This window comes from uncultured Roseobacter sp., assembly GCF_947501835.1.
Lineage (GTDB): Bacteria > Pseudomonadota > Alphaproteobacteria > Rhodobacterales > Rhodobacteraceae > Roseobacter.
Genome location: NZ_CANMXR010000001.1, coordinates 748,295 through 760,310, shown reverse-complemented (window position 1 = coordinate 760,310; position 12,016 = coordinate 748,295). Strand labels below are relative to the sequence as shown.

12 protein-coding genes are annotated in these 12,016 nt (G+C 60.7%); 4 read left to right on the top strand and 8 right to left on the bottom strand.

Annotation, left to right across the window (positions count from 1 at the left end; translation table 11 throughout):
* Nucleotides 1-3: 3 nt before the first annotated feature.
* Nucleotides 4-960 (bottom strand): zinc-ribbon domain-containing protein, encoded by a 957-nt coding sequence (locus Q1A20_RS03720; protein ID WP_299915951.1) that lies wholly within the window; start codon nucleotides 958-960, stop codon nucleotides 4-6.
* A 166-nt stretch (nucleotides 961-1,126) separates the two neighbouring features.
* Here Q1A20_RS03720 and Q1A20_RS03715 point away from each other — a divergent pair, with 166 nt between their 5' ends.
* The 4 genes from Q1A20_RS03715 to Q1A20_RS03700 are packed head-to-tail and all read left to right on the top strand — an operon-like array spanning nucleotide 1,127 to nucleotide 4,038.
* The gene (locus Q1A20_RS03715) at nucleotides 1,127-1,804 is read left to right on the top strand and encodes a cell division ATP-binding protein FtsE (protein ID WP_298970390.1); all 678 of its coding nucleotides are present in this window, start codon (nucleotides 1,127-1,129) and stop codon (nucleotides 1,802-1,804) included.
* Complete coding sequence (locus tag Q1A20_RS03710; RefSeq protein WP_299403414.1) at nucleotides 1,801-2,706, top strand: FtsX-like permease family protein; 906 nt, start codon at nucleotides 1,801-1,803, stop codon at nucleotides 2,704-2,706. The genes Q1A20_RS03715 and Q1A20_RS03710 overlap by 4 nt, the downstream gene beginning before the upstream one ends.
* On the top strand, nucleotides 2,706-3,437 hold the full coding sequence (locus Q1A20_RS03705; RefSeq protein WP_299915949.1) for a 1-acyl-sn-glycerol-3-phosphate acyltransferase: 732 nt from the start codon (nucleotides 2,706-2,708) through the stop codon (nucleotides 3,435-3,437). The genes Q1A20_RS03710 and Q1A20_RS03705 overlap by 1 nt, the downstream gene beginning before the upstream one ends.
* Nucleotides 3,430-4,038 (top strand): pyridoxamine 5'-phosphate oxidase family protein, encoded by a 609-nt coding sequence (locus Q1A20_RS03700; RefSeq protein WP_299915948.1) that lies wholly within the window; start codon nucleotides 3,430-3,432, stop codon nucleotides 4,036-4,038. Before Q1A20_RS03705 ends, Q1A20_RS03700 begins: the two co-directional genes overlap by 8 nt.
* A 70-nt stretch (nucleotides 4,039-4,108) precedes the next feature.
* Here the strand turns inward: Q1A20_RS03700 and lpdA are convergent, their stop codons facing one another.
* From lpdA to Q1A20_RS03665, 7 genes are all read right to left on the bottom strand, one after another.
* Nucleotides 4,109-5,497: a dihydrolipoyl dehydrogenase gene (gene lpdA, locus Q1A20_RS03695; RefSeq protein ID WP_299403423.1), complete on the bottom strand. Its 1,389-nt coding sequence runs from the start codon at nucleotides 5,495-5,497 to the stop codon at nucleotides 4,109-4,111.
* Nucleotides 5,498-5,581: 84 nt separating this feature from the next.
* Nucleotides 5,582-5,992, bottom strand: coding sequence for an MAPEG family protein (locus Q1A20_RS03690; RefSeq protein ID WP_299403425.1), 411 nt, complete (start codon nucleotides 5,990-5,992; stop codon nucleotides 5,582-5,584).
* The gene (locus Q1A20_RS03685; RefSeq protein ID WP_298970378.1) at nucleotides 5,989-6,372 is read right to left on the bottom strand and encodes an MAPEG family protein; all 384 of its coding nucleotides are present in this window, start codon (nucleotides 6,370-6,372) and stop codon (nucleotides 5,989-5,991) included. The genes Q1A20_RS03690 and Q1A20_RS03685 overlap by 4 nt, the downstream gene beginning before the upstream one ends.
* Before the next feature lie 21 nt (nucleotides 6,373-6,393).
* Nucleotides 6,394-6,975, bottom strand: coding sequence for a hypothetical protein (locus Q1A20_RS03680; protein ID WP_298970376.1), 582 nt, complete (start codon nucleotides 6,973-6,975; stop codon nucleotides 6,394-6,396).
* Nucleotides 6,975-8,489: a 2-oxoglutarate dehydrogenase complex dihydrolipoyllysine-residue succinyltransferase gene (gene odhB / locus Q1A20_RS03675; protein ID WP_299403431.1), complete on the bottom strand. Its 1,515-nt coding sequence runs from the start codon at nucleotides 8,487-8,489 to the stop codon at nucleotides 6,975-6,977. The genes Q1A20_RS03680 and odhB overlap by 1 nt, the downstream gene beginning before the upstream one ends.
* A gap of 33 nt (nucleotides 8,490-8,522) precedes the next feature.
* Nucleotides 8,523-11,480: a 2-oxoglutarate dehydrogenase E1 component gene (locus tag Q1A20_RS03670; protein WP_299403433.1), complete on the bottom strand. Its 2,958-nt coding sequence runs from the start codon at nucleotides 11,478-11,480 to the stop codon at nucleotides 8,523-8,525.
* Nucleotides 11,477-11,944 (bottom strand): DUF805 domain-containing protein, encoded by a 468-nt coding sequence (locus Q1A20_RS03665; RefSeq protein ID WP_298970372.1) that lies wholly within the window; start codon nucleotides 11,942-11,944, stop codon nucleotides 11,477-11,479. The genes Q1A20_RS03670 and Q1A20_RS03665 overlap by 4 nt, the downstream gene beginning before the upstream one ends.
* Nucleotides 11,945-12,016 lie beyond the last annotated feature (72 nt).

Here is a 12,016-nt window from a genome sequence, read left to right as displayed (position 1 = left end):
AGATCACTGGCCGCTGGAAACAGCGGCGGCGTCCAGCCAGCTGAGCAGTCCCTCAACTTGGGTATCCAGCCACATGCGCCACTGGTCCACCATGCCGACATAGGCGCTGATCCAGGGATCTGCCTGTGGCACGGCCTCTGCGAGCTGCGGGGCATATACATATAGCAGTGCCATGATCGCGGCGAGCACCACCATCAGGATGAAACCGCGCCCAAAGCGTTTCCGCTCGCGCGCTTCGACCTGCGCGGTTTGCCCCGGATCATCATTGGGTGAACGATCACTGTTGGAACGCAGCGTCGAATTGATCTCTTCGATATCAGGCAGCAGGGTGCGGCGTGAGCCTGCCGCTGCCGCTGTGACCGTCGCCTCATCTGCAAAGCTAGCAGGATCCTCGCCCCGCATGCGTGCCATGCGGTCGCGCGCCTCGCGGGCCCGTTTACGCGCTTCTTCGCTGCCTTCGGTATCGGTCAGACCCAGATCGGGTTGCGTTTCGACAGATCCAACCGCCTCGCTCTGCCGTGCCTGGGTTTCAATCTCGGCCTCTTCCTGCAGCACCGCCGCCACTTCTGGATCCAGAGACCGGCGGCGCGGTGTTGGCGGAACAAACTCTTCAAGGTTTGGGTCTGCTTGAGTATCTTCCTCAGGCTCAGGCTCAGGCTCAGGCTCAGGCTCAGGCTCAGGCTCAGGCTCAGGCTCAGGCTCAGGCTCAGGCTCAGGTGTTGGGTCCGATACCGGATCCGGCGCAGGGGGATCCAGATCCTCTTCCTCGGTCGCTCGAATGACTTCCTCATCCTCAACCAGATCCGCCTCCGCAGACCCCGCGTCGTCGGTCACCGCATCGGGATGGCGCTGAAACCAGGTCTGTCCACAGTTCGAGCACTGCACGTCGCGCCCCTCGGGCGGCATCACGTCATCCGGCACGTCGTATTGCGCGTCGCAATTCGGACAAATCAAACGCATTGTACATCCTGCTCCATGGTTAGCCCATTTCCGTTTTTATTTTTGTGCACCATATTGGCTTCAAGGTCGTGCGAAAAGTGTTAACTGTGCACAAAGCTTGCAAGTGATGCATTGAAACCAGACAGACGCTGGGGCACAACAGCGCAACAAAAAACCGGGGGCCTTTGTGATCGAGCTGGAAAATGTCGCCTACAGCTACGGGGGCGGCGCGCTGTTATCCGATATTTCGTTGAAATTAGCGCCGGGATCTTTCCATTTCCTGACCGGACCTTCCGGTGCGGGCAAGACGACATTGCTGAAGCTTTGCTACGGCGCGTTGTTGCCGACCTCGGGAGAGGTCACTCTCTTTGGCGACGATGTGCGGGGTCTGGAGCGTGATGACATTGCGATGCTGCGGCGCCGGATGGGGGTTGTGCACCAGGACTGTCGGTTTCTCGATCACCTCCCTGTGTCTGAGAACATCGCCTTGCCGCTCAGCGTCTCCGGGCGCCATGCCGAAGCTGCAGGCGATGATCTGACGGAATTGATGGCCTGGGTCGGGCTGACGCATCGCGCTGATGCCTTGCCGCCAGAGCTTTCGGGCGGAGAACGCCAGCGCGCCGCCCTTGCGCGGGCAGTGATCATGTCGCCCGATGTGGTGCTTGCAGACGAGCCAACAGGCAATGTGGATTGGGAGATGTCCCAGCGCCTGCTGCGGTTGCTGGTAGAGCTCAACAAGATGGGCAAAACCGTGTTGATCGCGACCCATGACCTCAGCCTCATTCGCGCGGCAAAGAGCCAGATCCAGGCACGTGTCTTGCGGATCGCGAACCGCCGCGTGCAATTGGCGGGGGCCGATCTATGAGCTCGGTGGTGGGCAATATCCGCAGGTTCGCCCTGGGTGATCCGCAGTCCAACCGTGTGGTGCCACCCTCCGGCTTTACCGCGCAGCTGACCTTCTTTGCCGCCGGCACGATGGCCTTTCTGGCCGTTTTCGCCATGGCACTGTCCCTGGCATCCGGCCGGCTGGCAGCGCGCTGGGGGGACGAACTCGCCCGCTCCTCAACCATTCGGATCGTCGCCCCGATGGATCAACGCGCCGCCCAAACCGATGCCGCATTGCGGATTTTGGAAACCACGGCTGGCGTGGCCTTTGCCCGCGCGCTGGACACCGAAGAACAACAGGACTTGCTGGCCCCCTGGTTCGGGCCGGAGCTTGATTTGGCCACGCTGCCCGTGCCGCAGCTGATCGAAGTCATCGAAGAGGAAACCGGATTTGATGCCGCAGGGCTGCGGTTGCGCCTGGCCGCCGAAGTGCCGGGCGCGGTGCTGGATGACCACACCCGCTGGCGCGAGCCGCTGGTACAGGCGGCCTCGCGGTTGCGTCTTCTGGGATGGGTGTCCGCAATCCTGCTGGGCGTGACGACAGCCGTCATGGTGACCTTGGCGGCCAACGCAGCCCTGGCCGCAAACGCTCAGGTGATTGCGGTGCTCCGCCTTGTGGGCGCAACGGACCGCTACATCGCTCAAGCCTTCATTCGTCGGTTCACATTACGCGCCTTCGGCGGCGCAGTAATCGGGAGCCTGCTGGGGCTGGGGGCCGTTTTGCTCCTGCCCGCCGCCTCTGACACCGGTGGATTTCTCACCGGTTTGGGGTTCCAGGGATGGCACTGGGGCTTGCCGCTGCTCATTCCGGTGCTTGCAGCCGCCGTGGCATTTATCGCGACCGGTGCCGCTGCAAACCGCGCATTGAAAAGGTTGGCCTGATGCTGCAATACACCCGTTCCGTCATCTTCATCATTCAGATGTATGTTGCGATGCCGATCATCGGTCTGGGGTTTGCGCCCTGGGCGATGTTCAGTCGCAAGGGGGCCTATGCCGCCTGCAAGACTTACTCGCGCTATGTTTTCTGGACCGCGCGCTGGATGGTGGGCATCCGCTGTGAAGTCCGCGGAACACCCCCCGAAGGCGAAGCGCTGATCGCGGCAAAGCACCAGTCGTTTCTGGATATCATGATGATCTTCACCGCCCTGCCTGCGGCAAAATTCATCATGAAAAAGGAAATTCTGATGACGCCCATCATCGGTCAATACGCCAAACGCCTGAACTGTGTTGCGGTGGACCGTGGCAAGCGGGGGGCGGCGATCGAAAAGATGGTTGCCGACGTCAATGCAGGGCGCACGGAACCCGGGCAGCTGATCATCTATTCGCAAGGGACGCGCGTGGCCCCAGGGGCGAAAATGCCATATAAGGTCGGGACCGGAGTGCTCTATGAGCAGCTGGGTCAGCCTTGCGTGCCCGTGGCGACCAATGTCGGTGTGCTTTGGCCCAAGCGCGGCATGCTGCGCAAACCCGGTGTCGCGGTGGTGGAATTCCTGCCCGCGATCGAGCCGGGGATGGAGCGCGCCGAGTTTATGGACATTCTGGAGAGTTCGGTCGAAGGGACATCGGATGCCTTGATGGCTGAGGCCGGGTTCAAACAGGTCACAGATGGCTGACCCTATCGAGACACAGGAGGAGTTGCTGGCGCTATATGGCACCCCCGGCGCCCCGGCGCTGCGCAAAGTGGCGCGACGCCTGACCCCGCTTTATCGCAAATGGATCATGGCATCGCAGCTTTGCGTTCTCAGCACCGTTGGGGCCGACGGGACCGACGGCAGCCCGCGTGGGGACGATGGTCCTGTGGTTCAGGAGCTTGACCCGGGCACGCTGCTGATGCCGGATTGGCGTGGCAACAACCGATTGGATTCTCTGCGGAACATCGTGGAGGATGGTCGGATTTCATTGATGTTCATGGTGCCGGGCTCGAACAACGTGGTGCGTGTGAACGGGACGGCGTGGCTCACCGCTGATGGGGATCTACGGCAGCGTTTTGCCAAAGGACAAAGACTGCCAGCGACGGTTATCGTGATCGAGATTAGCGAGATTTACACGCAATGTGCGCGGGCGTTGATGCGGGCCGGTACCTGGGTCACCCCGGATGCGCCGGAGGGATTGCCCACCGTCGGCGAGATTTTGGCGGAAGTGAGCGACGGCGAAGAGGGCGGCGCACCCTATGACGCGGCCTGGGGCGCACGGGCGGAAAAAACCATGTGGTAGCGGATCTGTGGTCCTCGGCAGGCCGCCACAGATCCACCCTCAGATGTCTCGGGGCCTTTGGCCGCCAGCGCTACATGTGAATGGGGCCGTCGCCACAGGCGAGCGCGGCCTCCCGCACGGCTTCGGAATAGGTTGGATGTGCATGGCAGGTCATCGCCAGATCTTCGGCTGAGGCTCCAAACTCCATCGCCACGCAGATCTCGTGGATCAGATCACCCGCCGCCGGGCCGATAATATGGGCGCCCAGAATGCGGTCGCTCGTTTTATCCGCCAGGATTTTCACAAAGCCATCGCCCGCGAAATTCGCCTTGGCGCGCCCGTTGCCCATGAAGCTGAACTTGCCGACCTTATAGGCCCGCCCTTCCTCTTTCAGCATTTCCTCGGTGGCGCCGACATTTGCCACTTCCGGATGCGTGTAAATCACGCCCGGAATGACCCCATAGTTGACGTGACCGTGCTTGCCCGCGACCTGTTCGGCGGCGGCCATGCCCTCGTCTTCGGCCTTATGCGCAAGCATTGGCCCTTCGATGACATCGCCAATGGCGTAGATGCCGGGCACGTTGGTCTCCCATTTCGCATTCACCGCGATCTGCCCGCGTTTGGTCATTGTCACGCCCAGACCTTCGAGGCCCAGCCCGTCGGTGTAGGGTTTCCGACCTGTCGCAACCAGCACCACATCCGCGTCAATGACATGCTCGCTGTCATCCTTGCGCAGCTTATAGGTGACTTTTGCCTTGGTCTTGGTGGCTTCCGTCTTTTGTACGGCGGCGCCCATGACGAAGCTGAGGCCCTGCTTTTTCAACGTGCGTTGAAACACCTTCTGGATTTCGGCATCCATGCCTGGCGTAACCGCATCGAGGAATTCCACGACGGTGACCTCCGAGCCCAAGCGCGCGTAAACGGAGCCCAGTTCCAATCCGATCACACCGGCACCAATGACGATCATTTTCTTGGGCACCTTGCCCAGTTCCAGCGCACCGGTGGAGGTCACCACAACCTTTTCGTCAATCTCCACGCCAGGCAGCGACGACGGCTCGGACCCGGACGCGATGATGATGTTCTTGGCCTCATGCACCTCGTCACCGACCTGAACCTTGCCCGCCTCGGGGATCGATCCCCAGCCTTTCAGCCAATCCACCTTGTTCTTTTTGAACAGAAATTCGATGCCACTGGTGTTCTGACCGATGGTCTTCTCCTTATAGGACAGCATCTGTTTCCAATCGACCGACGGGCTTTTGCCCTTCAGCCCCATGGCAGCGAAGTTATGTTCGGCCTCATGCAGCATATGGCTCGCGTGCAGCAGCGCCTTGGAGGGGATGCAGCCCACGTTCAAGCAGGTGCCGCCCAATGTCTCACGTCCCTCGACGCAAGCCACTTTCAGGCCCAGCTGCGCGCAGCGGATGGCGCAGACATAGCCGCCGGGGCCAGAGCCGATGATGATTACGTCGTAGTTTGCCATGGGTGAGATCCTTCAATTTGGAACGTCTGTTTCTTGTTGTTTCAGTATCGGTTGCGATAAATCGTTCGCGCCATAGTTGCCCGCCTAGAGCAAGGCTGCAAGCAGCATTACAACCGTCGCGCCAAAGCCGATGAACCAGATGAGTGAGCGCCACGGCACCCAGCCGAAGGCATAGGCGGGAATATAGGCGATCCGGGCGGCAAGATAGATCCAGGCGCAGGTTTGGGTGACGGGTGACGATTGCGCGCCCAGGGTCACGACCAGCACAGCGATGGTGAAGAGGATCAGTGCTTCGAAATGATTGTTCAGTGCGCGGAAAAGCCGGGCGGTGCGGGGCGATAGCTTGTCGACCAGATCACCGCCCAGTTTGTCCCGGTCACGGGGGCTCAGGGTCTCGCCCGGTGCCAGTTCGATGTTTGCGGGCACAGCCATCAGCACGAACTGCACCGCTTGCAACAGCGCCGCGAGCGCCAGAACTGTGAGCTCAGGCGTCATAGGGCCAGCAGGTAGAGCGTGATCGTGGCCACGATACCGACCGTCCAGGCGAGGCTGCGGATGCCGGTGATGCCAAAGGCGTAGGAGGGCAGGTAGATGATGCGGGCGATCAGAAAGGCCTGCGCTGCGAGCAGGCTCTGGTTTGATGTGCTGTCGGTGACGACAAGCAGCAAAATGGCCGGCGCAAAGAGCACCATGGCGGTGACGGAATTGCTAAGCGCGCGCTCCAGCCGTCCGGCGATGCCGGAGACGGTGCGCCCCTCATCGCGGCTGCCCAAGAGGTAGCCCATGCCGAGCTGTGTGAGCCCCCCGGTGGCCTGCAGGATCAGGGTGAGGATGACCAGAAGGCCGTAGAGGGCGAGGATTTGGATTTCGGTCACTGGCGGCTCCTTTGAGAGGCGTCATGGATTTGTCGTTTCGGGATGTTCCAGCTGTTTTTTCAGGCCGATCAGCAGGCGGATGTCGCGCACGGCCATTTCCCTGGAATAGTGGAAAAAAACCAGGCTCAGTGCAATACCGGGCAGTTGATAGAGCGCGGCGCCGTATTCACCCAACCAGGTCAGCACAATCATCTTGGCGATCCACGACAGCATGGTGATCATGAAAAGCCCGCAAAAGAACTCCACTTTATTGTCCGTTTTCCGCAGCACTTCGCGGACAAACCCGGTGGTGTCATCGCGCGCTGCGATCAGCATTTTCAGGCGCCGCGCCTTCTGTTTCTGGGTCACGTAGACGGGTGCAGTGGTCGTGATGAGCTCTCCGACCGCGTAGGCCGCGAAAACCGAGAGAAATAAGACGATACCCGCCGCAACATTCGGAAGCGGATCAACAATATCCTGCGCCCAATCGGTGACGGAAAAGCTCTCGCGGTTGCTCAGATCGCCGGACACCTCGATGGCGGCGTAGATCCCGATAAACCCGATGGAGACCACGGAAAAGACCCGTGGCCACTCCTTCGGGATTGAATCGAGCAATTGCGACATCAGAGGTCCATAAGCAACCTGCGGGGATCCTCCAGCGCTTCTTTCACGCGCACGAGGAAGGTCACAGCGCCCTTGCCGTCGACGATCCGGTGATCATACGAGAGCGCCAGATACATCATCGGGCGGATCACCACCTGACCCTTGATGGCCATCGGCCGGTCCTGGATCTTGTGCATCCCCAGAATGCCCGATTGCGGTGGGTTCAGGATCGGCGAGGACATCAGCGAGCCATAGACGCCGCCGTTGGAGATCGTGAAGGTGCCGCCCTGCATCTCGGCCATGGAGAGTTTCCCGTCCCGAGCCCGCGCACCTTTCTCGGCAATCGCCTTCTCGATGGCGGCAAAGCTCATCGCATCAGCATCGCGGATCACCGGCACCACGAGGCCCGTGGGCGTGCCCGCCGCGATGCCCATATGCACGAAGTTCTTGTAGACGATATCCGTCCCGTCGATCTCGGCATTGACCTCCGGCACCTCGCGCAGCGCATGCACGCAGGCCTTGGTGAAGAAGGACATGAAGCCCAGCTTGACCCCGTGTTTCTTCAGAAACAGATCCTTGTATTCATTGCGCAGCGCCATGACTTCGGTCATGTCCACCTCGTTGTAGGTGGTGAGCATGGCGGCGGTGTTCTGGCTGTCTTTCAGACGCTTGGCGATGGTCTGGCGCAGGCGTGTCATCTTCACCCGCTCTTCGCGCGCCGCATCATCGGCAGCAACGGGCGCACGCGCTGCGGCGGCGGCTGGGGCCGGTGCCGGGGTGGCGCTGGCAGCGGCAATCGCGGCACTCACGTCCTCTTTCATCACCCGCCCGTCGCGGCCAGACCCCGTGACCTGATCGCGGCTGATCCCGGCCTCGGCCATGGCTTTCTTGGCGGCGGGCGCGTCCTCGACATCTTTGCCACCACCTGCTGGCGCGACAGCAGGTGCAGCGGCTGCCGTCGGTGCAGCAGGGGCTGCGGCACCTTCGCCTTGCGTCATCACCGCCAGCTTCGCAGCGGCATCCACGGTGGTGCCTTCAGGAGCGAGGATTTCCGTAAGCGTGCCCGCGGCAGGTGCTGGAACCTCGACGCTGACCTTATCGGTCTCCAGTTCACAGAGCATCTCATCGGCGGCCACGGTATCCCCGACCTGTTTGAACCAGGTGCTGACGGTCGCCTCCGTGACGCTCTCACCCAGGGTGGGGACCATCACGTCCACGGTGCCGCCCGGGGTTGCGGGCGCGTCAGCGACCGCAACCGGCGCAGCGGCGGGAGCTGTGCTCCCGGCACCTGCGCCTTCTCCCTCGGCGATGGAGGCCAGCAGCGCGTCGACACCTACGGTTTCCCCTTCAGCAGCGACAATCTCCGCCAATGTACCAGCAGCGGGCGAGGGTACCTCGACAGTCACCTTGTCGGTTTCAAGCTCGCAGAGCATTTCATCGACGGCGACGGTGTCGCCCGGTTTCTTGAACCATGTGGCCACGGTGGCCTCGGTGACGGATTCGCCCAACGTGGGGACGCGAACTTCGATGGTCATGATGGTTTCCCTTCGGCGCTTATTTCTTGCCAATTATTTCTTGATCGTCAGCGCGTCATCGACGAGCGCTGCTTGTTGTGCTTTGTGCTGGCTGGCCAGACCCGTGGCAGGGCTGGCCGATGTGGCGCGACCGGCATAGATCGGCCGCGGATGCTTGGCCTTGATGCGGCCCAGAACCCATTCGATGTTGGGCTCGATGAACGTCCAGGCGCCCTGGTTCTTGGGCTCTTCCTGACACCAGACCACTTCGGCCTGCTTGAAGCGTTCCAGCTCCTTTACCGCTGATTGCGCGGGGAAGGGATAGAATTGTTCGACCCGCAGCAGGTAGACGTCGTTGATCCCGCGTGCGTCGCGTTCCTCAAGCAGATCGTAATAGACCTTGCCCGCGCACATGACCACGCGCTTGATCTTGTTGTCCGCGACCAGCTTGGTCTCCGAATTGCCCTGTTGCGCATCGTCCCACATCAGCCGGTGGAAACTGGAACCGGTGGTGAATTCTTCGGCCTTGCTGACGGCCAGCTTGTGGCGCAGCAGGGATTTCGGCGTCATCAGGATCAGTGGCTTGCGGAAGGACCGGTGAATCTGCCGCCGCAGGATGTGGAAGTAGTTCGCTGGTGTCGTGCAGTTGGCCACGATCCAATTGTCCTGTCCGCACATCTGCAAGAACCTTTCCAGCCGGGCGGAGGAGTGCTCCGGCCCTTGCCCTTCGAACCCATGGGGCAGCAGACAAACAAGGCCCGACATGCGCAGCCATTTGCTCTCACCGGAGGAAATGAACTGGTCAAACATGATCTGTGCGCCATTGGCGAAATCGCCGAACTGCGCTTCCCAGAGCGTCAATGCGTTGGGCTCGGCCAGTGAATAGCCGTATTCAAAACCCAACACGGCGTATTCCGACAGCATCGAGTCGATGACCTCGTAATGCGCCTGCCCCGCCTTGATGTTGTTCAACGGGTAATAGCGTTCTTCCGTTTCCTGGCTGACAAGCCCGGAATGGCGCTGGGAAAAAGTGCCCCGCGTGCTGTCCTGTCCGGCCAGCCGTACTGGGAAGCCTTCGGTCAGCAGCGAGCCAAAGGCCAGCGCCTCGGCCGTCGCCCAGTCGATCCCGTCGCCAGCGTCAAACATCGCCTTCTTGGTTTCAAGCAAGCGTCCGACCGTCTTGTGCAGCGGAAAGCCATCGGGCGCTTTGGTCAACGCCGCGCCAACCTCCTTGAAGGTGGCCTTGGCGATGGCAGTTTTGCCGCGCTGATATTGGGTTTTCTGCTTGTCCAGGTGTGACCACTTGCCATCGAGCCAATCTGCCTTGTTGGGACGGTACTCTTTACCGGCTTCGAATTCCTCGCTCAGATAGGCCTGAAACGCGGCCTTCATGTCTTCGATTTCGCCTTCGGGGATCAACCCGTCGCGCACCAGCCGTTCGGTATAAAGGCTCAACGTGGTCTTCTGACCTTTGATTTTCTTGTACATCACCGGGTTGGTGAACATCGGCTCATCGCCTTCGTTATGGCCAAACCGCCGGTAGCAGAAGATGTCAATCACCACGTCCTTGCGGAATTTCTGGCGGAATTCCGTGGCCACCTTGGCGGCATGCACCACCGCTTCCGGGTCATCGCCGTTCACGTGGAAGATCGGCGCCTCTACCACCAGGGCATTGTCGGTGGGGTAGGGGGAGGAGCGCGAGAAATGCGGCGCCGTGGTGAAACCGATCTGGTTGTTGACCACGATATGCATGGTGCCGCCCGCTTTATGCCCGCGCAGGCCCGACAGGGCAAAACACTCCGCCACAACGCCCTGGCCCGCAAAGGCCGCATCGCCGTGCAGCAGGATGGGCATGCAGGTGGTGCGGTCGGTGTCGTTGTTTTGATCCTGTTTGGCGCGCGCCTTGCCGAGCACAACGGGGTTCACCGCCTCCAGGTGAGAGGGGTTGGCCGTCAGGCTGAGGTGAACGGTATTGCCGTCAAATTCGCGGTCCGAGGAAGCGCCGAGGTGGTATTTCACATCGCCCGAGCCATCCACGTCCTCGGGTTTGAAGCTGCCGCCCTGAAACTCGTTGAAGATCGCCTTGTAGGGTTTGGCCATCACGTTGGCCAATACGCTCAGCCGTCCTCGGTGGGGCATGCCGATCACGATGTCACGCACACCCAAAGCGCCGCCGCGCTTGATGATCTGCTCCATTGCCGGCACCAGGCTTTCGCCACCATCGAGGCCAAAACGCTTGGTGCCCATGTATTTCACATGCAGGAACTTCTCGAAGCCCTCGGCCTCGACCAGCTTGGCCAGGATCGCCTTGCGCCCCTCGCGGGTGAAGGAGACCTCCTTGCCAAAGCCCTCGATGCGCTCTTTCAGCCACCCCGCTTCTTCCGGGTTGGAGATATGCATGTACTGCAGCGCGAAGGTACCGCAGTAGGTGCGTTTCACGATGCTGAGGATTTCGCGCATCGAGGCAGTTTCCAGCCCCAGCACCTTGTCGATGAAAATGGGCCGGTCCATGTCGGCCTCGGTGAAGCCATAGGATTTCGGGTCAAGCTCCGGGTGCGGTGTCATCTCGCGCATGCCCAGCGGGTCGAGATCGGCCACCAAATGGCCCCGGATGCGGTAAGCGCGGATGATCATCAGCGCGCGGATGCTGTCGAGCACGGCGCGTTTGATCTGATCGTCGGTGACTTCCACGCCGGTGGCCGCAGCCTTCGCCTTGATCTTGTCGCCAGCCCCTTTGAGTTCGGCTTCAGGCGCCCATTCGCCGGTGAGCGCCTGTGTCATCTCATCGCCGGGCTGCGGCGGCCAGTCACTGCGCGCCCAGCTCGGGCCATCGGCCTCGCGCTTGACCGAGACCTCATCATCCCCCATCGCCTTGAAGAAGGCCCGCCAGGCGTCATCGACCGCGTTCGGATCATTGGCGTATCGCGCGTACATCTGTTCGAGATATTCCGCGTTGTGCCCCTGCATGAAGGAGGAAGCATGGAACTGATCGTTGGGTGTATGTTCGGTCATGGGGTTACCTCATGTGGGTTGGGACCGTATTGGTTGGAGCCGGATCGGGATTTTTTGCAGAGAGAGTAGACACCAAAAGCCATCAGAAACACGATGAAAATGAAGCTGATTTGCCATGGCAAAACCCATAGCGATCCAACTGCTGTAGCTAAAATCGCCAAATATATGAGTGCCCGCCAACCTGACGTTCCTGTGTCATGCAGGCGCCTTGTCAATGCCGCTATGAAAGGCACGAAAGTTGCTGCTGTGAAAAGGTTTTCAAGGAGGTGAGCATGTGTTCCGATGTTGAAGTGTAGCCCGAACTTGAATGACAGGTTTTGACTATCACTGGAAACGTAGCTCTGAATTCCGGTACTGATGATCGACAGGAAGAGAGCAAACCACCAAAACTCTGATCGCGAGGCGCGCCCGGAGAAGGTGAAGTATTTTCTGAAACAAGTTTTGACGGACTCTGTAAGGGTCATCGCTGACAACCTCCCGCCCGACGGCACCGTCGGGCAGCACCTGACCTTCCCCCCGGGAAGGCGCTTTGCACC

Excerpts from the sequence above, each read along its gene's own strand:
- Q1A20_RS03720 (WP_299915951.1), bottom strand. The coding sequence starts at position 960 with ATGCGTTTGATTTGTCCGAATTGCGACGCGCAATACGACGTGCCGGAT.
- Q1A20_RS03690 (WP_299403425.1), bottom strand. The coding sequence starts at position 5,992 with ATGACGCCTGAGCTCACAGTTCTGGCGCTCGCGGCGCTGTTGCAAGCG.
- Q1A20_RS03700 (WP_299915948.1), top strand. The coding sequence starts at position 3,430 with ATGGCTGACCCTATCGAGACACAGGAGGAGTTGCTGGCGCTATATGGC.
- Q1A20_RS03665 (WP_298970372.1), bottom strand. The coding sequence starts at position 11,944 with ATGACCCTTACAGAGTCCGTCAAAACTTGTTTCAGAAAATACTTCACC.
- lpdA (WP_299403423.1), bottom strand. The coding sequence starts at position 5,497 with ATGGCAAACTACGACGTAATCATCATCGGCTCTGGCCCCGGCGGCTAT.
- Q1A20_RS03710 (WP_299403414.1), top strand. The coding sequence starts at position 1,801 with ATGAGCTCGGTGGTGGGCAATATCCGCAGGTTCGCCCTGGGTGATCCG.
- Q1A20_RS03680 (WP_298970376.1), bottom strand. The coding sequence starts at position 6,975 with ATGTCGCAATTGCTCGATTCAATCCCGAAGGAGTGGCCACGGGTCTTT.
- Q1A20_RS03670 (WP_299403433.1), bottom strand. The coding sequence starts at position 11,480 with ATGACCGAACATACACCCAACGATCAGTTCCATGCTTCCTCCTTCATG.
- Q1A20_RS03705 (WP_299915949.1), top strand. The coding sequence starts at position 2,706 with ATGCTGCAATACACCCGTTCCGTCATCTTCATCATTCAGATGTATGTT.
- odhB (WP_299403431.1), bottom strand. The coding sequence starts at position 8,489 with ATGACCATCGAAGTTCGCGTCCCCACGTTGGGCGAATCCGTCACCGAG.